16 protein-coding genes are annotated in these 18,435 nt (G+C 71.6%); 10 read left to right on the top strand and 6 right to left on the bottom strand.

The genetic code is table 11. The annotated features are described in order from the left end of the window. Positions 1-24: 24 nt before the first annotated feature. Both B0I28_RS15565 and B0I28_RS15560 read left to right on the top strand, forming a co-directional pair. Positions 25-561: an RNA polymerase sigma factor gene (locus B0I28_RS15565; RefSeq protein WP_219926782.1), complete on the top strand. Its 537-nt coding sequence runs from the start codon at positions 25-27 to the stop codon at positions 559-561. After that, positions 554-1,255 carry a zf-HC2 domain-containing protein gene (locus B0I28_RS15560; RefSeq protein WP_106364745.1) on the top strand — a complete coding sequence of 234 codons (702 nt, stop codon included), beginning with the start codon at positions 554-556 and terminating at the stop codon, positions 1,253-1,255. Before B0I28_RS15565 ends, B0I28_RS15560 begins: the two co-directional genes overlap by 8 nt. Before the next feature lie 15 nt (positions 1,256-1,270). Here the strand turns inward: B0I28_RS15560 and B0I28_RS15555 are convergent, their stop codons facing one another. Then, positions 1,271-1,480: a hypothetical protein gene (locus B0I28_RS15555; protein ID WP_106364744.1), complete on the bottom strand. Its 210-nt coding sequence runs from the start codon at positions 1,478-1,480 to the stop codon at positions 1,271-1,273. Between the two features lie 72 nt (positions 1,481-1,552). Continuing rightward, on the bottom strand, positions 1,553-2,599 hold the full coding sequence (locus tag B0I28_RS15550) for a zinc-binding dehydrogenase (protein ID WP_106364743.1): 1,047 nt from the start codon (positions 2,597-2,599) through the stop codon (positions 1,553-1,555). A gap of 67 nt (positions 2,600-2,666) precedes the next feature. Here B0I28_RS15550 and B0I28_RS15545 point away from each other — a divergent pair, with 67 nt between their 5' ends. The 5 genes from B0I28_RS15545 (at position 2,667) to B0I28_RS15525 (ending at position 6,356) form a co-directional block, all read left to right on the top strand. Further along, positions 2,667-3,230: a TetR/AcrR family transcriptional regulator gene (locus tag B0I28_RS15545; protein WP_106364742.1), complete on the top strand. Its 564-nt coding sequence runs from the start codon at positions 2,667-2,669 to the stop codon at positions 3,228-3,230. Positions 3,231-3,448: 218 nt separating this feature from the next. After that, positions 3,449-3,811, top strand: a complete 363-nt coding sequence (locus tag B0I28_RS15540) for a hypothetical protein (RefSeq protein ID WP_106364741.1) — start codon at positions 3,449-3,451, stop codon at positions 3,809-3,811. A gap of 75 nt (positions 3,812-3,886) precedes the next feature. Then, on the top strand, positions 3,887-4,534 hold the full coding sequence (locus B0I28_RS15535) for an FMN-dependent NADH-azoreductase (protein ID WP_106364740.1): 648 nt from the start codon (positions 3,887-3,889) through the stop codon (positions 4,532-4,534). A 91-nt stretch (positions 4,535-4,625) separates the two neighbouring features. After that, positions 4,626-5,816: a M20 metallopeptidase family protein gene (locus B0I28_RS15530; RefSeq protein WP_106364739.1), complete on the top strand. Its 1,191-nt coding sequence runs from the start codon at positions 4,626-4,628 to the stop codon at positions 5,814-5,816. Between the two features lie 87 nt (positions 5,817-5,903). Further along, positions 5,904-6,356, top strand: coding sequence for an iron chaperone (locus B0I28_RS15525; protein WP_106364738.1), 453 nt, complete (start codon positions 5,904-5,906; stop codon positions 6,354-6,356). Positions 6,357-6,410: 54 nt separating this feature from the next. Here B0I28_RS15525 and folE read toward each other — a convergent pair whose 3' ends face one another. After that, a complete protein-coding gene (folE, locus tag B0I28_RS15520) occupies positions 6,411-7,013 on the bottom strand; it encodes a GTP cyclohydrolase I (protein WP_106364737.1) in 603 nt (200 codons plus the stop codon). Positions 7,014-7,105: 92 nt separating this feature from the next. On the opposite strand from folE, the gene B0I28_RS15515 reads away from it, so the two are divergent. The 3 genes from B0I28_RS15515 (at position 7,106) to B0I28_RS15505 (ending at position 10,381) form a co-directional block, all read left to right on the top strand. Beyond that, positions 7,106-7,753, top strand: coding sequence for a helix-turn-helix transcriptional regulator (locus tag B0I28_RS15515; RefSeq protein WP_106364736.1), 648 nt, complete (start codon positions 7,106-7,108; stop codon positions 7,751-7,753). A 61-nt stretch (positions 7,754-7,814) separates the two neighbouring features. Next, entirely contained in the window at positions 7,815-8,147 is a 333-nt protein-coding gene (locus tag B0I28_RS15510) for a YnfA family protein (RefSeq protein ID WP_106364735.1), read from the top strand. A gap of 176 nt (positions 8,148-8,323) precedes the next feature. Continuing rightward, a complete protein-coding gene (locus B0I28_RS15505; RefSeq protein ID WP_106364734.1) occupies positions 8,324-10,381 on the top strand; it encodes a cellulase family glycosylhydrolase in 2,058 nt (685 codons plus the stop codon). A gap of 78 nt (positions 10,382-10,459) precedes the next feature. Here B0I28_RS15505 and B0I28_RS15500 read toward each other — a convergent pair whose 3' ends face one another. The 3 genes from B0I28_RS15500 to lacZ all read right to left on the bottom strand — a co-directional run bounded on the left by B0I28_RS15500 (position 10,460) and on the right by lacZ (position 18,364). After that, positions 10,460-12,499, bottom strand: a complete 2,040-nt coding sequence (locus tag B0I28_RS15500; RefSeq protein WP_181245805.1) for a right-handed parallel beta-helix repeat-containing protein — start codon at positions 12,497-12,499, stop codon at positions 10,460-10,462. A 78-nt stretch (positions 12,500-12,577) separates the two neighbouring features. Then, entirely contained in the window at positions 12,578-14,467 is a 1,890-nt protein-coding gene (locus B0I28_RS15495; protein ID WP_106364732.1) for a glycoside hydrolase family 127 protein, read from the bottom strand. A 147-nt stretch (positions 14,468-14,614) separates the two neighbouring features. Further along, entirely contained in the window at positions 14,615-18,364 is a 3,750-nt protein-coding gene (gene lacZ / locus B0I28_RS15490) for a beta-galactosidase, LacZ type (RefSeq protein ID WP_106364798.1), read from the bottom strand. Between the last annotated feature and the right edge of the window lie 71 nt (positions 18,365-18,435).

Here is an 18,435-nt window from a genome sequence, read left to right as displayed (position 1 = left end):
GCGCGCGGTGGTCGTATAGAGGGTGTGGAACTGTCAGACGAGGCGCTCCTGGCCGGGGTCGCCGCCGGGGACGCCGACGCGATGGCCGCGTTCGTGCGCCGCCACCAGGCGCGCGTCTTCGGGCTGGCGCTCTCGGTCGTGGGGGTGCGGGCGGTGGCCGAGGAGGTCGCCCAGGAGGCGTTCGTGCGGGTGTGGCGGCACGCGGGCGGATTCGACGCGCGCCGGTCGGCCGCGTCGACGTGGCTGCTGACGATCACGCGGAACGTCGCGATCGACGTACTCCGGGTCCGCCGCGACCTGGCGACCGATCCGGTCGCCATGGCGCAGTGGCTGATCGCCCCCGGCAACGACGGCGACCGGGTCGACGACAGCCTCGGCGTCACCGACGCGCTCAGGGAGCTGCCGTCCGAGCAGGCCGTCGCCGTGCTCCTGTCCGTGCATTTCGGACTGACGGCCCGCGAGATCGGCGAGCACCAGGGCGTCCCGCTCGGGACGGCGAAGACCCGCATCCGGACCGGACTCCTGCGCCTGCGCGCACTGCTGGAGGTGCATCGTGACTGACCATGACGCCGCATGCGGCGAGCTGTCGGACGCGCTGGCGGAGTTCGCCACCGGTGCCGCCGGCGGCGCCGACCGCGCGCGGGTGCTGCGGCACACGGCCGGTTGCGGCGAGTGCCGCGAGACCTTGGCCGCGCTGTCGGCCGCCGCGGACGAGGTGCTGCTGATCGCGCCGGAGCGGCAGCCGCCCGCCGGGTTCGAGACCGCCGTGCTGGACCGCATCGCGGCACTGGACGCCGCGCCCGCGCCCGCGCGCCCGCACCGCAGGCTCGTGCGGGTGCTCGCCGCCGCGGCGGCGGCGCTGCTCGTCGGTGCCGCTGCGGCCCTGGGCGTCTGGCTGGCGACCGCGCCCGACCGCGAGCTCGCCGACTCCTACAGGGACACGCTCGACGTCGCCGACGGCCGCTACTTCACGGCCGCCCCGGTGCTCGACGCCGGCGGCGCGCAGGTCGGGCACGTCTTCGCCTACCAGGGCGACCCGTCATGGGTCTTCGCCGTCCTCGACGGCGCCCCCGAGGACGGCGCCTGGCAGGTCGTCGCGGCCACCGAGGACTGGACCGGCACCATCGCGACCTGCGACGCCGCAGATGGCTCCTGCGGCGCAGGGGCAACGATCGACGCCGACGTCTACCAGCTCCGCGAGGTCGAGCTGATCGCCCCGAACGGAACGGTCCTGACCGCGACCTTCGACCGTTGAGGGCCGCATTGCCCGTCAAGCCGAAGACGGGTCCGTCGGCGGTGCGGCGGCGCGGTTCGCCTCGCGCAGGAACGCCACCGCATCGGCGAGCGCTTCGTCGAAGGCCGCCAACTCGTCCCGTGCGGCCCAGACCTTGCGACCGCCCGCCTCCGAGGCGCTGAGGTACGCCCGCCAGGTGCGGGCCGCGGCGAGCACGTGCCGCTCGACGCCGAAGAGCTCCGACACGGGCTCCCGCGGGCTGCGAGGCGCCGGTTTCGGCCCGGCCGCGCCTCCAGATGCTCAGCGGCCGTTCGGCGCTCAGGGGTGGAGGACGATCTTGCCCACGTGGGTCCGCCGGGCGAGGGCCTCCTGGGCGGCCGCGGCCTGGTCCAGGGGGTAGGCGGCGGCGATGACCGGGCGGATGTCGCCGTTCGCGGCCATGTCCATGAGGAGGCGGAAATGCGCGGGCGTGTGCATGGACGAGCCGATCAGGCTGATGTTGTGGAGGTAGAGGCGGCGCACGTCGAAGTCGATGCCGTAGCCGCCGAGCGCGCCCGCCAGGACCCACCGGCCGCCCTCGCGCACCAGCGGCAGGCCGGTGCGCACGAGGTCCCCGGCGACGACGTCGAGGACGACGTCCACGCCGCCGGGCGCGGCGGCGCGGACCTGTTCGGGGAGGTCCGCGGCGCGGTCGAGGACGGCGTGCGCGCCCGCGTCGCGCACGGCGTCGAGCTTGGCGCCGCTGCTGATCGCCACCACCGTCGCACCGCGGGCGCGGGCGATCTGGACCAGCGCGATGCCGACCCCGCCGGACGCACCCGAGACGAGGGCGGTCTCGCCGCGTTTCAGGCCCGCCCGCTCGACCATGCCCAGCGCGGTGCCGTACGCCGTCGGGAGCGCGGCGAGCTGGTCGTCCGAGAGCGGGGACGACGTCATGTCGTGGACGCGGGCCGCGGGCGCGGTGACGAACTCGGCGTACCCGCCGTCGCGCTCGCTCCCCATGAGCCCCACGGGGTTCGCGTCGGGCCCGTCGCCGTCGTAGACCGCAGGGTCGACCACGACCCGGCGGCCGACGAGGTCCGGTGCCGCGCCCGGGCCGACCGCCGCGACCCGGCCCGCGACGTCGGCGCCCTGGATTCGCGGGAAGTCGACCGGCCCGCGCCAGCCCGACAGCGCGCCGGGGTCCCCCGGGCGGCCGTACGAGCCTTCTCGGGTCCACAGGTCGGTGTTGTTCAGCGCCACGGCGCCCACCCGCACCAGGACCTCGCCCGGCTGCGGGACCGGTACCGGGACCGCCGCGGGTTCGAGCACCTCCGGCCCGCCGTGGCCCGTGATCCGCACGGCCCGCATCGTCGGCTCCGCCATGTCCGCCTCCTAGGTATACTGATCGGTGAACCAGCCACGGTACACCGATCTGTGAAGGACGCGTCGGATGCCAGCTCAGCAGGCCGCGAGCCCCGCGCGCAGCCGCATCCTCGCGGCCGCCGAGACGCTGTTCTACGACCGCGGGATCACCGCGGTCGGCGTGGACCTCATCGCCGAGCACTCCGGCGTCACCAAGCGCACCCTGTACAACCAGTTCGGGTCGAAGGCCCGGCTCGTGGCGGCCTACCTCGCCGAACGCGACCGGCGCTGGCGCGACCTCGTGCGCGAGGCCGTCGACCGGTGCGAGGACCCCGCCGACGCGGTCACGGCCCCGTTCGACGCCTTGCGCACCTGGAACGCGGCCAGCCCCCGCGGCTGCGCCTTCATCAACGCCCTCGCCGAACTCCCCGACCCGGCCCACCCCGCCCACCGGGTCGCCGAGGACCAGAAGCGCTGGCTCCTCGGCCTGTTCCGCGACCTCGCCGCCGCGGCCGGATGCGCCGAGCCGGATGCGCTGGCGACGCGGCTGCTCGTCCTCCACGAAGGGACCCTCGCCACCGGGCCGCTGCCGTTCGACACGCTGCCCGACACCGTGGACCTGGCGCGGAGGCTGGTCCGAGCGGACGTGTGAGCCCGCGTCAGCGCTGCTGCTCGTACGCCGCGGCGACGGTCCCGCAGCGGACGGCGGCTGACCGCGTCCGTGATCAGCAAGTGCGCCGACGGCATCGACAGCTTGCGGATGTTGCCGCGGCATTGCCGTTCTCGCTGACGCCCGCGCAACGGGCGGTGCGGTGGACTTGAGCCGTCGGGCTGCATCCCTCCCCGACCGGAGCGACAGGACGGAACGTCATGCACACCTTCAAGAAGACCGCAATGTGGACGGGCATCGTGCTCACCGGCTTGTGCGGCATCGTGCTGCTCGGCGGCGGCAAGATCACCTCGGGCGCGCTGCTGATCGTCACCGCGTTCACCATGGCGCTGCTGGTCGGCCGCTCCCCAGTCCCCGCCTGGCTTCGCGTCGTCCTGATCTGCGCCGTCTTCGCCCTGGTCATCGCGAACATCTCCACCACCGAGATCCCCGATCCCTCGGACCCCATCGCGATGGGGTGCGGCGAGGAACTCGCCTTCGACTACGAGCCGAGCGGCTTCAAGTTCCTGGACCAGGTGGTCCGCATCTTCAACTCCTTCCTCGCCGAAGCCGCGCCGTCCTGACGACGGGCCGAGCAGGAGCCGGAGTCTTCGAGCGACGGCATCGGCCCCGGTCGGCCCCACGGCTACGCTGTCCCGATGCCCCGGCTCCTGCGCATCGACTCGTCCTATGAAGCGGACGGGTCCGTCTCACGCGACCTCACCGGCGTCTTCGCGGACGCCTGGCGCAGCCGCGGCGAGGCGTACGACGTCGTCGAACGCGACCTGCGGACCGACCCGGTGCCGCACCTCGCGCACGCCGGTCTGCACTGGTCCCCAGCACTTCGCGAGGAACCCGCGGAGGAGGAGTCGTACCGCGAGGCGGCCCGGACGCAGCAGGCGCTCGTCGACGAGCTGCTGAGCGCGGACGCGCTGCTGATCGGCGCGCCCATGTACAACTACGCGATGCCCTCGACGCTGAAGGCCTGGATCGACCAGGTCCACGTGCGGGGCCTCACGTCCGCGGACGACCGGGACACCCGGCCGCTGCGCGGCCGCAGCGCCGTCATCGTGGCCACGCGGGGCACCGTCCACGGGTCCGGGACCGTGAACGAGCACCGCGACCACGCGGTCCCGCCGCTCCGGCTGATCCTCGGCGAGGAGTTCGGCATGGAGGTCGCCGTCGTGACGGTCGACCGGACCCTCTCGACTTCCGTTGCGGCGCTGTCGCACGAGCGGCCGGCCTTCGCGGCCGATCGGCGCGCCGCCGCGGCTCGCCTGGCCGCGCTCGCGCGTTCGATCGGCTGAGCGGCCGGTCCGGCTCCTGTGCGGCCGTGGCAGTATTGCGTCTGCCATGAGCACTAGCCGACCGGCCAGTGGAGAGCGTTCAGGAGCGGACATGGATTTCCGGAGTCAGGCTGCCGCCATCGAGGACGAGCTCGTCGCGCTGCGCCGCGAGCTGCACCGGTACCCGGAGGTCGGGCTCGACCTGCCCGGGACGCAGGCGGCGGTGATCGCCGCGCTCGACGGGCTGCCGCTGGAGATCACCCTCGGCAAGGCCGCGACCTCGGTGACCGCGGTCCTGCGCGGCGGCGGGCCGGGCCCGGTCGTGCTGCTGCGCGGCGACATGGACGCGCTCCCCGTCGTCGAGGAGAACGACGCCGACTACATCTCCCAGCTCGTCGGCACCATGCACGCCTGCGGCCACGACCTCCACACCGCGGGCCTCGTCGGCGCCGCGAAACTGCTTGCGGCGCACCGGGACGAGCTGCACGGCGACGTCGTCTTCATGTTCCAGCCGGGCGAGGAGAGCGGCGACGGCGCCGGGCACATGATCGCCGAAGGCGTGCTCGACGCCGCGGGCCGCAGAGCGGACGCGGCGTACGGCCTCCACGTGATGTCGGACCGGCTGCCGCGCGGCGTGTTCACCACGAAGCCCGGACCGATGATGGCGGCGATCTCGGCGCTCACGGTGAAGGTGGTCGGCGCCGGCGGGCACGGCTCCCGCCCGCACACCGCGCTCGACCCGATCCCGGCCGCGGCCGAGATCGTGACGGCGCTCCAGACGCTCGTCACCCGCCGGTTCTCGGTGTTCGACCCGGTCGTGCTCACCGTGGGCACGTTCCACGCCGGGACCCGGCACAACATCATCCCCGACAGCGCGGTGTTCGAGGCCAGCGTCCGCACGTTCTCGGAGGAGGCGCTCGCGCGGGTGGAGCACGAGTCGGTGCGGCTCGCGGAGGGCATCGCCGCCGCGCACGGCCTCACCGCCGAAGTGCGGTTCGTGCGCGAGGACCCGGCCACGGTCAACGACCCCGCCGAGGCCGCGTTCGTCGCCGAGACGGTGCGCGACCTGTTCGGCGCGGAACGGTACGTCGAGATGACCGATCCCGTCACCGGTTCCGAGGACTTCTCGCGGGTGCTGGAGCAGGTGCCCGGCAGCTACCTGTTCCTCGGCGCGACCGTGAAGGACGACTTCCGCGAGGCCGCCTCGAACCACTCGCCCCGCGCCGCGTTCGACGACGCCGTCCTCGCCGACGGCGCCGCGCTCCTCGCCGAGCTCGCCTTCCGCAGGCTGGCGCGCGGCTGAACCGATCGATCAGGAATCGAGAAGCACGGCTCAGCTGGGAAAACTAGCATCGAGGGCGTCAGGGAAACGACATCGAAGGAGCCCGTGATGACCGCGAAGCAGACCGCCAAGACCTCCGTCGCCTTCACCGACGAGGAGCGTTCGGCGATGAAGGAGCACGCCGAGGAGCTGAAGAGGGAGCAGCGCCGCGGCAAGCGCGCGACGAAGGCCGACGGCACGGCCGACGTCCTCGCGAAGATCGCCGAGATGGAGGGCCCCGACCGCGTCCTCGCCGAGCGGATCCACGAGATCGTCACCGCCAACGCGCCCGATCTCACCCCCAAGACCTGGTACGGCATGCCCGCGTACGCCAGGGACGGCAAGGTCGTGTGCTTCTTCCAGAGCGCCCAGAAGTTCAAGGCCCGCTACGCCACCCTCGGCTTCAACGACTCTGCCGCCCTCGACGACGGCGACATGTGGCCGACCGCCTTCGCCCTCACCGACATCACCCCCGCCGTCGAGAAGCGGATCGCGGCCCTGGTCGCCCAGGCCGCAGGCTGACGGGCCGCTCGACTTCAGGCCGCGCGGCCCGGCCGCGCCCCGACGGACGCGCGGTCAGAAACCGGCGAGCGCCAGGAACTCCTGACGGGAGCTGGGATCGGTGCGGAGCGTGCCGAGCAGGGTCGAGGTCACCGTGCTCGAACCGGTCGCCAGCGCGCCGCGCAGCGTCATGCACGAGTGCTCGGCCTTGAGGACGACGCCGACCGCCTTGGCGCCCAACTGCGCCTGGAGCCAGTCCGCGGTCTGCTTCGTCAGACGCTCCTGCGTCTGCGGCCGGCACGCGAAGTGCTCCACGACGCGGGCGAGCTTGGAGAGGCCGAGGACCCGCTCACCGGGCAGGTAGCCCACGCAGGCGTGGCCGGTGAACGGCAGCAGGTGGTGCTCGCAGATCGACCGGAACGGGATGCCGCGGGCGAGCACGAGCTCGTCGTAGCCCTCCTCGTTGGGGAACGTGGTGAGGTTGAACGGGCGCGGCGTCAGCATCTCGGCCCAGGCCCGGGCCATCCGCCCGGGCGTGGCCCGCAGGTGCTCGGAGTCGTGGTCCATGCCGAGCGCCTTGAGGAAGGCGGCCGCGGCGGCCTCCGCCGCGACCAGGTCGGGCTCGACGGCCCCTTCCCGGTCGCGGAACTCCGGGCGGGGCGCTGCGGTCGTCGACATGCGGGTCTCCTTCTAAAGACAATCAGAATTGTTTTTAGTGTCGGCAGCCGACGCCTGTTTGTCAAGATTCATTGGTGGTAGAGTCCCGCCATATGAACCAGGCCCCCGACCAGGCGTGGCATCCCGAGGCGCTCGCGAACCCGGTGCGGCGCCGGGTCTTCGACTACGTCGCGGCGCAGACCGCCCCGGTCCGCCGGGACGAGGTGGCCGCCGCGGCCTCGATCAGCCGCACGCTCGCCGCGTACCACCTCGACCGGCTCGTCGACGCGGGCCTGCTCGCGGTCGGCTACGCCCGCCCCGAAGGCCGCGGGGGCCCCGGCGCCGGGCGGCCCGCCAAGCAGTACCGCCCCGCGCGGGAGGAAGTCTCGGTCTCGATCCCGCCCCGCGACTACGCGCTGCTCGCCGAGATCCTCGCCGACGCCGTCACCGCCTCTGATACCGAAGCCCTGCAACAGGTCCTGCACGCCGCCGCCGAACGCCGCGGCCGCGCCGTCGACGGTTCCGCCGGGCTCCTCGCGGCCCTGGCGGACTGCGGGTACGAGCCGCGGACCACCCAGGAGGAGGACATCGAGCTGGCCAACTGCCCGTTCCACCGGCTGGCCCGGCAGGAGGCCGCGCTGGTCTGCGGCCTGAACGTGCCCTATCTGCGCGGCGTCCTCGCCGCGGCCGCCGCCGATCCCGACCGCGTCGAACTCGCCCCGGGCCCCGGCCGCTGCTGCGTCCGCATCCGGCAGGGGTAGCACCGGCCCGACGGCGCGACGTACGCGTCCGCGGCGCGTCGGCCCTGGTAGGTTCGCGCGCATGGACACCGCCCGCTCGATCAGTCTGTTCCTGCTCGCCGCGCTCGCCGAGATCGGCGGCGCCTGGCTCGTCTGGCAGGGGCTGCGCGAGCACAAGGGGGTCCTGTGGATCGCCGCGGGCGTGGTCGCCCTGGGCGCCTACGGGTTCGTGGCCGCCTTCCAGCCCGACCCGAACTTCGGGCGCGTCCTCGCCGCGTACGGCGGGGTCTTCGTCGCCGGGTCCCTCGCCTGGGGCATGGTCGCCGACGGCTTCCGCCCCGACCGGTGGGACGTCATCGGCGCCGCCGTCTGCCTCGTCGGCGTCGCCGTCATCATGTACGCCCCGCGTACTTAATGAGCCCCGGCAACAAACTTGTGCACAGGTCCCGGGACATCGCTTTCCTTAGTTTCACTGGTTGACAAAGTCGACGGAATCCGCGTACGGTGCTTCGGCGGGCCTACATCTGCATATCTCGATGCCACCGACCCCTGGCCCCACACGATTTCCCCCTCCCGGCAAGGAGTCTCGACATGAGTCCAACCACTGTCCACCGGCGGCGACGGCGCCTCGGCGCGATCGCCACCGCCGCCGTCGCCGCGATGACCGCCGGCCTCTTCGGCGCGGTCAGCGCCCAGGCCGCCCAAGGCTGCGAAGTCGACTACGAGGTCACCGGCGAGTGGCCGGGCGGCTTCATCGCCGACGTCCAGGTCACCAACCTCGGCGACCCGGTCGACGGCTGGAGCCTCGAATGGGACTGGCCCGACGGCCAGCGCGTCACGAGCATGTGGAACGCGAAGCACACCGCCTCGGGCGAGACCGCCGAGGCCGAGAGCTACGGCTACAACGCGAAGATCGCCACCGGCGACTCCGCCTCGTTCGGGTTCACCGGCTCCTGGTCCGGCGAGAACACCGACCCGACCGGGTTCCGCCTCAACGGCCGCCTCTGCGACGGCACCACCGGCGAGCCCACCGAGACGCCCACCGGCGGCCCGCAGGAGTGGGACAACGCCACCGAGCAGGTCGCGGCCATGGAGCCGAGCACGAACATCGGCAACACGCTCGACGCGCTGGGCGGCGAGACCGCCTGGGGCAACCCGATGATCACCGAGGAACTGCTCCAGACGTACAAGGCCGAGGGCTACAACTCGATCCGCCTGCCCGTCACCTGGGACGAGTTCACCGGCCCCGCACCGGATTACACGATCGCGCCCGAGCGCATGGAGCGGGTCGCGCAGGTCGTGGACTGGGCCTTGGAGAACGACCTCCAGGTCATGATCAACCTCCACCACGACTCGTGGATGTGGCTCGACGAGCTGCCGAACGACCACGACAACGTGATGGCGAAGTTCGAGGCGATGTGGACGCAGATCGCCGAGCGCTTCAAGGACTACCCCGACGGGCTCTCGTTCGAGAGCAACAACGAACCGCAGTTCGTCGGCAAGGAGGGCGACGCGGGCGACCCGTACAACGAGGAGCTCAACCGCGCCTTCTACGACATCGTGCGGGGCTCGGGCGGGAACAACGCCGATCGCCTCCTGGTCCTGCCGACGCTGAACACCAACGCCGCGCAGGAGCGGCTCGACCCGGTCAAGGCCATGATCGACAGCCTGGACGACGACATGGTCGCCGCGACGATCCACTACTACGGGTTCTGGCCGTTCTCGGTGAACGTCGCCGGGTTCCCGACCTACGAGGCGCAGTCCCAGGCGGACCTCGCGGGCTCCTTCCAGCGGACGCACGACACCTTCACGGCGAACGGCATCCCGGTCATCGTGGGCGAGTGGGCGATCCTGAACTACGGCTACACCGGCCCCGAGGTGGTCGAGTACGGGGAGATGCTGAAGTTCTTCGAGGACTTGCAGTTCCAGGCCCGTCAGTACCACTTCACGACGATGATCTGGGACGCCGGGCAGTTCCTCAACCGCAACACCCTCCAGTGGCGCGACCAGTACCTCTTCGACCGGATCTCGTCCAGCTGGACGACCCGTTCGGGTTCGACCTCGTTCGACCGGATCTACCTGGAGAAGGCCGGGACCATCGGCGACGTGTCGCAGACGCTGAACCGCAACGGCCTCGAATTCGAGGGCCTGTGGGACGGGGACGCGCAGCTCGTCGAGGGCACCGACTACACGCTCTCGGGCGACACGCTCACCGTCAAGGCCGCGACGCTCACCCGCCTCGCCGGGGACCGCGCCTACGGCACGAACGCGACGATCGAGGCCCGCTTCTCCGCGGGCGTCCCGTGGCGCATCAACATCGTCTCCTTCGACCAGCCCGTCCTCTCGGACGCGACCGGGACGACCTCGCTCGTCATCCCGACCCAGTTCAAGGGCGACCACATCGAGCAGATGGAGGCTCACTACGCGGACGGCTCCAACGCCGGCCCCGCCTCCTGGACGCCGTACCAGGAGTCCAACGTGAGCTGGCTGCCGAACTACAGCGGCGGCACGATCACCGTTCCGGAGGCGTTCGTGAACGCGATCAGGGACGGCGAACCCGTCACGATCACCTACCACTTCTGGGGAGGCGACTCGGTCGACTACACCGTCGTCAAGAACGGCGGCACGGTGACCGGGACGGCCTCGTAGCGGCCGCACCGCTTCCTCTCCATCAGGACGCCCGCCGGGCCGGAGCCGCCGCTCCGGCCCGGCGGGCGCGGTTCGCGTTCAGCTCCGGCGGTCCGGGCCCGGCGCGGTGAGGATCAGGGTGCCGGGAGCCGACGCCGCGAACGGGCCGGGCACGGCCTCGTCGCGCGGGCGGCCGGTGAAGTCCTCACTCAGGTCCAGATCGGATCCGTCGGGGTGGGTGTAGCCCATTTCGGCCTGGTAGCTGATCCCGAGGCGCTCGGTCGTCACGGCGGCCACGGCGGCGAGGGCCGCGGGCTCGATGATCTCGATGCGGACGGTGCCCGCGGCGGCGTCGTGGACTTCCACGCGCACCGGCGCGGTCTTGACCACGAGCGGGGAGGGCTCCGCGCGGAACGGCTCGGCGCCGTCCGCGTACAGGTTGCCCTCGATCCGGACCGGGAGGCGCGGACCGGCCAGCGCGCTCCCGCGCTCGTTCGGGTACTCCCCCGGCGTCGGGTACGCGTCGTACTGCGAGGTCCCCACCGGGGTCGGCACGAAGGCGGCCTGGCCGGGCACGCCGTCGATGTCGATCGCGCCGGACCAGAAGCTCGCGAGGACCGGTTCGGACCCGGTCTCCGGCTCGGCGCGGCCGCCGCCGTCGCCGTCGCCGTCGCCGTCGCCGACGAAGACGTTGTTGAAGAACCGGTCGTCGCCGCCGAGGATGTTCGAGACGCCGTAGACGGCCGTGGAGTGCGGGAGGTGGTACGGGGTGTACCGCTGGTGCTCGGTGCAGTTCGCGATGCGGCCCGCGAAGTAGTTGTGCACGTAGGCGCCGCCGGTGGCCATGTCCTTGACCGACCACGGCGAGAGGAACAGGTTCGAGTCCACGAGGTACGGGCCGTGGCAGACCTCGACCATGAAGTCCTCGGCGGTGGAGGCGTAGAAGGTGTTGCGCCGCACCAGGGTCCCCTGGGCCTGCCAGTCGAGCCACAGGGCCCGGTGCGTGTGGTGGATGGTGTTGCCGCTGATCACGGTGTCGATGGCGGCGTGCAGCTTGATCCCGGCCACCTCGGCGCCGTGCCACTGCCGTTTCACGTGGATGCGGGAGATGTGGTTGTCGGCGATGGTCGAGAACGCCGCGCCGAGGTGCCCGACGACGCCCGCCTGCTCGCAGTCGCGGATCGTGTTGCGGCGCACCGTGTGCGAGCCGACGTGGTCCCGGTGCCACGGCTGCGGCTCCCCGGCGTCGGGGCCGCGCAGGGCGAGCGCCCGCTGGATCACCTCGCGTTCGCGCTGCGTGCCGCCTTTGTCGCCCCGCTCTCCCGCCGTCCACTCGTTCTGCCCCGTGCTCGCCTCCTTGCCGAGGGAGACGCCGACGTTCTTCGAGTCGGTGATCGTGTTGTCCTCGATCACCCAGCCCTTGGACCAGTGCGGGCCGATGAGGCCCTCCTGCAGCGCGGTCGGCGGCGCCCACTGCGTGGCGGCCTTGGTCAGGGTGAGGCCGCGCACCGTGATGTAGTCGATTCCCGTTGCGGCGGGCCAGAAGACGAACTTGCGGGCGTTGATCTCGATCTCGTGCGCGGCCGGGTCGGCGCCGCCGAAGTTCGCCCAGATCGTCGTGGTGTCCTCGCCCGCCTCGCAGTACCACGTGAGCAGGGAGCCCGCCTGGTCGAACGAATCCTCGGTCGCCGCGGGGCGCTCCACGCCGGCCAGGGTGAGCGACTCGTACATGGACTTGCCGTCGAGGTACACCTCGCCGGTGTGCCAGGTGTTGACCTGGTCGAAGAACCAGTCGCCGCCGATGCGCTCGACGTACGGGTGGTGCTCCCCGAACAGGGTGTTCGGCACCGTCGTCACCCAGGCCGAGCCGGCGTGCGGGCGCCAGTCGGCGACCACCTCGGCGCCGGAGATCGTGACCGGCTCGTAGCGGCCGTCGGCGCCGAGCGCGGCCTGGTAGGTGATCGGCGCGGCGGCCGTTCCGCCGCGCGGCGGATTCACCCACTCCCGGTACACGCCTTCGTGAACGATGACCGTGTCCCCGGGTTGCGCCAGCGCTGCGGCCGCGCCGATGGTGAGCAGGGGCGCCGCGGCGGTGCCTTCGGCGGTATCGGACCCGGACTTCGCAACATGCAGTTCCACGCCGCACACCTTAGCCGCCGCCCTCAGCCGAGCCCCCACCCAGCCCATCGACCGCGCTCGATCACTGACGCCGACTGGTCATGCGATCGGATTCCAGACCCTCATGGCGGCCGGTCCTCTCGTGTCGCGGAGTCGGAAAGGCACCAGTGCTATCTCGGCGGGCCCACCGCTCCCCGCATCGGCGTCCGGACCGTACGGCCACTCGCCGGGGCGGTCGCCGAGGAGCCCTTGGACGACGATTCGGCCGACGCGCTCGGACAGGGGCGCTCGGTCGTCGACGGCGAGGTCCGCCAGGTCGGCGCCGTCTGGGAGGTCGATGCTCTCGACGCACCACACTTCGGGCCCGCGTTCGACCGCGGCGCAGCCGTGCAGGCCGTCGATGCGCCGATGCGGATAGGTCCAGCGCGGTTCGATCGGCAAGTGGAGGCGGATCTCGTCGCCGGGCGCGAAGTCTGCGGTGACGCCGGCGAACGAACCGGGCACGGCGGAGCGGGCGATGCCGTCGGGACCGGTGATCGTGGCGCCTTCGGCCCAATGCGGCACCCGGAGCGACACGGTCCGCGCGCCGCCGTCGTTGGCGTCGATTCGCGCCGCGATCGCGCCATTGTCGGGGTAGTTCGTCTCGACGGTGAGCGCGAGGCGGGCACCGTCGACATCGGTGTCGATGGTGCAGGGCGTGAACTGGTGGATCTGCACGCCGTGCTCGCTGGTGGTGGCGACGTACGCGGCGAACTGGGCGAACGTGCGGGCGAGGTTGGTCGGGCAGCAGGAGACCTCGAACCAGTGGCCCCGTCGGCCTCCGGCGCTCAGGTGCGGGAGCGCCCCTTCGGTCGGCGGTTCGGGGTCGGCGGTGCGCTGGTGGAGCGGGTTGGCGTAGAAGAACGACTTCCCGTCGGGGGCGACCGCGCCGGAGAGCACGTTCCAGGCGATCCGCTCGATCATGTCCCCGTGATGCGGCTCCCCGGTGGCGAGGGTCAGGCGCCAGGCGGTCATGATCGCCGCGATCGCGGCGCACGACTCCGAGTACGCCTCATCCGGGTTGAGCGCGAAGTCGCGGCCGAACGCCTCGTCGGCGTACTGCGAGCCCATGCCTCCGGTCAGGTGCGTGCGGCGCGCGACCGTCCGGTCCCACTGGCGGCGCAGCGATTCGAGCAGCTCGGCGTCGCCGGTCTCGACGGCCACGTCGATCGCGCCGCAGGTGAGATAGAGCGCGCGAACCGCATGACCGCGCAGCACCTCGGCGTCGCGGACCGTGACATCGTCCTGATAGTAGAAGCCGTTCTCCTTCAACGTCTTCTGGCCGTGGCGCTCGATGAACAGCCGCGCCTGCTCCAGATAACGCGCCTCGCCGGTGGCGCGGGAGAACTCGGCCAAGGCCACTTCGATCTCGGCGTGCCCGCAGATCCGCTCGATCCCCCCGGGCCCGAACGTGTCGCACACATGGTCGGCGGCCCGCCGCGCGATCCGAGTGAACTCGTCCTCGCCGTGGTTGCGAAAGCGCGCGACGGCGGCCTGGATCAGGTGGCCGAAGCAGTACAGCTCGTGGCCCCATTCCAGGTCCGAGTACCGGGGCCCCTGACCCGGGCTGCCGAACGCGGTGTTCAGGTAGCCGTCCTCATGCTGGGCCGCGCCGATGCGGGCGGTCAGCTTCTGGAACTCCTCCTCCAAACCGGGGTCGCCGGTCCGGCCGATCTCCCACGCCATCGCCTCGGCCAGCTTGTAGACCTCCGAGTCGGAGAACTGGAAGCCGGTCCGCTTGAACTCCTTCCCCTCTGCGGCGCGGTCGAAGTTGGCGGTCCATTCGAGTGCTTCGAGCCAGTGCAGGCAGTGGCGGATCGTCGCCGCCGCGTTCACCGCCTGCCGCTCGAACCAGTGGCCGCCGGTGATGCGCACTTCGTCCGTCCCCAGGGGTCGGAGGGCTCCGGTGGAAGGTACGACGGGTGTGCTCAAGCGGTGCGTTCCAGTCATGGCCGGGCTTCCTTTCGAGGAGTCACGCCGACGGCGCCGGCGGTGATCAGGCTGATCGTCGCCGTGTCGAGGCTAGGCGCGGACCACGGGGCTCGGAAGGTCCAGGTTCACCGTCTGCTGGTCGTTTTTCACTGTCGGACGAGCGGATCAGGTGCGTTGGAGGTTGAAGCGCTGGTTGGCGGCGCCGGTGTAGGTCCATTGGGAGATGCGGGCGCCGTCGGCGGTGGACTGGCTCCAGACGTCCATGGCAAGGCCGCTGGCGCGGTTGACGAGGCTGACGGTGCCGCCGCCGTGGTCGGTCACCTGCCACTGCTGGGTGGTCGCGCTGGAGGAGGGCTGCTGGGTGATGTCCGCTCCGGTGCCGGTCCCCGCGACTTGGAGGACCAGGCCGGAGTGGCGGGCGCGGATGCGCCAGTAGCCGCTTCCGGCGTCGACGAAGTCGAACTGCTGGTTGGCGCCGTTGTTGGGCGTCCACTGCACGAGTGCGGCCCCGGCGGCGGCGGAGGCGCCGGTGATGTCGGCGGCCTTGCCGCTGTGCTGTGGCGACAGGCGGTAGTACACGCCAGGCTGCACCGGCCCGCTGACGCCGCCGGTCTCGGTGGGGCGGCGGGAGAGCGCCGTCGCCTGGTCGACGGCGGGCAGCGGCCTGAGCCGGTAGGTGTAGGTGTAGTCGCGGTTGGCGAACAGCTTGTACTGGTCGAGCGGCTGCGCGCCCCAGCTGTTGTCGCCGCCGACGCCCGTCTGCCGGTGGTTCAGGCGCAGCACCACTTCCTGGCGCGGGGTGAGCTGGTAGTCGTGGCGGGCGCTCCCGGAGAGGTCTTCCGGCGTGAAGTGGGAGGCGTTGACTTCGAGCAGCGGTTCGCCGGCGGCGAGGAGGCCGCGGCCGCTGCCGTCGACGAGGGCGACCCAGCGGACGTCGGTCTTGTTGCCGTTCTCCTGCGGGCGGATGTAGCCCGTCCACTGCTCTGCCACGGTGGAGGAGTAGACGCCGACGTCGGTCCCGGTGTGCCGGTCCCAGTGGTTCTCCTCCGGCCCGCGGCCGTAGTAGTGCATCCGCTCCAGCGAAGCGGGCAGGAACAGCATCGTGCCGACCTCGGGGATGTAGGGCAGGCTCGACGCTCCGGGATGGAGCGTGAAGTCCACTTTGATCTCACCGTTGCCGTAGACGGTGTACGTCGTCGTGTACGTGGACTGCGTGCTCGTCGGCAGGGTGCCCCGCACGGTGATCTGGCGGGATCGGTCGGAGGGCCGGGCGACGGTGACGCCGGTGACCGTCCTGTTGCGTCCCGCGGTCCGCCAGGTGCCGTTGCGGCTCGGGTGGCCGTTGCCGCGGTCGTTGTCGGTGGGCGCGCGCCAGAAGTTCGGGACGGGGCCGGAGTCGACCAGCCGCATGCCCATCGCCTCGTACGCGGTGATCTCCCCGGTGGTCTTGGAGACGGTGACGCTGAAGCCGTCGCCGGCGACGGTGATCCGGTCGCTCGCTTCGGTGTCCGCGAGCGTCGGCACCTCCGTGATCGGGACGGGGACGACGGGCGGGCTGTCGAAGTCGACCGCGAGCTGCTGGGCTGCCACTTCGTGTCCGGCGTCGGCCCAGGCGGTCGCGGCCTTGAGGGTGAACGAGAGTTCGAGGAAGTACTCCGCGCCGGGCGCGGGTGAGGCGGGGCGCTGGACCGGCACGCGGATCGCCTTGCTCGTGAGCGGGGCGATGTCGAGCTGCGCGGCGGTGAGGCTGCCGCTCTGCACCGTCTCGCCGTCGGCGACCAGCGCCCATTTGCCGTCGAACTCGTTCGCGTTGGTGAAGGCGAACTCGTTGGTGATCCGCACGTCCCCCGCGGCGAGGTCGGTGCCCGCGGTCGTGTTGAGCGCCTGGTAGACCCGCTTGACCTCGGCGGCCTTGCCCGCGGGCTTCCGCTCGGCGGAGACGATGCCGTTGGCGCAGAAGTTGCCGTCGTTGGGGCTGTCGCCCCAGTCGCCGCCGTAGGCGAGGTACGTGGCCCCACCGCCGAGGGGGATCGGCCAGCGCAGGCCCTGGTCGGTGAAGTCCCAGATGTACCCGCCTTGCAGGACGGGGTACTGGCGGATGACGTCCCAGTACTCCTTGAAGCCGCCGTTGGAGTTGCCCATCGCGTGCGAGTACTCGACGAGGATGTACGGCCGGGTGTCGCCGGTGTCGAGGGCGCGGTCGCGGATGCCCGCAGCGGTGTTGTACATCTGCGAGCGGATGTCGCTGACGGCGGGCCGGTTGTCGCCTTCGTACTGGACGATGCGGGTCGGGTCGGCGGCCTTGATCCAGTCGCGCATGGCGACGAAGTTGGAGCCGCCGCCGGCTTCGTTGCCCAAGGACCACATGACGACCGAGGGGTGGTTCTTGTCGCGGTGGACCATCTGGGCGGCCCGGTCGACGACGGCGGCGGTCCAGGCGGCGTTCGAGGCGGGGTAGTCGTCGCGGACGCCGTGGGTTTCGAGGTTGGCCTCGTCCATGACGTACATGCCGTACTCGTCGGCGAGGTCGTACCAGTCGGGGTGGTTGGGGTAGTGGGAGGTGCGCATCGCGTTGATGTTGAGCCGCTTCATGACCGCGATGTCGCGGATCATGTCCTCGCGGGTGAGCGCGGCGGCGTGGTCGGGGTCCATCTCGTGGCGGTTGACGCCGCGCAGGGAGACCGGTCTGCCGTTGATGCGCATGAGGCCGTCGCGGATGGCGAACTCGCGGAAGCCGACGCGCGCGGAGACGGTCTGGGTGACGGCGCCGGAGGGGTCGCGCAGGCGCAGGACGGCGGTGTAGAGGTTGGGGTGCTCGGCGGACCAGAGCCGCGGGCCCTGAACGGCTTTGGCGCCCTTGCCGGTCGCGTCCTGTCCCGGTTGGACGGAGCCGATGGCGACCTGGGTCTGGAGCGGTGCGGACCAGACGGCCTGGCCGCCCGCGTCGTAGAGCTGGGTCTCGACCGTGTAGGTCGCGGTCTGCTGCGCGCCGCGGTTGCGGACGGCGACCGCGACGGCGAGGTCGGCGTTGGTGTAGTTGTCCCGCAGCGGGGTGTCGATCTTGAAGTCGCGCAGGTGCACCGCGGGGAGCGAGTAGAGGAAGACGGGCCGGAAGACGCCGGAGAGGCGGATCATGTCCTGGTCTTCGAGCCAGTCGCCGTCGGGGAAGCGGTAGACCTCGACGGCGATCTGGTTGGCGCCGGAGTGCACGTGGTCGGTGATGTCGAATTCGGACGGCGTGTACGAGCCTTCGCGGTAGCCGACCTTGGTGCCGTTGACCCACAGGTAGAAGCCGGACTTGACGCCTTCGAAGTGGAGGTGGACGCGCCGTCCCTGCCAGGCGGACGGCAGGTCGAAGGAGCGGCGGTACTGGCCCACGGGGTTGAACCGGGTGGGCGCGTAGGGCGGCTGGGCGTTCTCGTTCTGGCCGTTGGCGCCCCACCAGGGGTAGGTGAAGTTGAGGTAGATGGGGAAGTCGTAGCCCTCGGGCTGCCAGTTGGCGGGCACCGGCATGGTGTCCCAGCCGCTGTCGTCGAGGTCGGTCCGGTAGAAGTCGAGGTCGCGGTCGGCGGGGCGGTCGGCGTGCTGGAACCGCCAGTCGCCGTCGAGGCCGAGGCGGTAGGGCGAGTCGGTGCGGTCGGCCGCGAGGGCCTGGGCGAGGTCGGCGTAGGGCGTGAACGTGGCGTGGGCGGGCTCGGCGCCGACCTGGAAGATCCCGATGTTGTTGTTCCACTCGGGATAGCCGTTGGGCGGGTCGGTCCAGGCGGCCGCGTCGAGGCCGTCGGCGTCCGTCTCCTGCTGGGCCGCTGCCGGTTCGGCCGCGAGCGGGAGGGAGGCGCTCCCGAGCGCGGCGAGGCCGCCGCCGATGACGGTGCGGCGGCGCGCGCGGCCGCCGGGTTCGGTGGACGCTGCCATGTCGTTCCTCCGGGGGGTGGCCGCGAGCGCGGCGGCGAACATTGTCAACAGTCTATAAAGGTTGGATCTAT

The organism is Glycomyces artemisiae, from assembly GCF_003002955.1.
Lineage (GTDB): Bacteria > Actinomycetota > Actinomycetes > Mycobacteriales > Micromonosporaceae > Glycomyces > Glycomyces artemisiae.
Note: the sequence above shows the minus strand (reverse complement) of the source record. Positions and strands in the feature narration are given on the sequence as shown.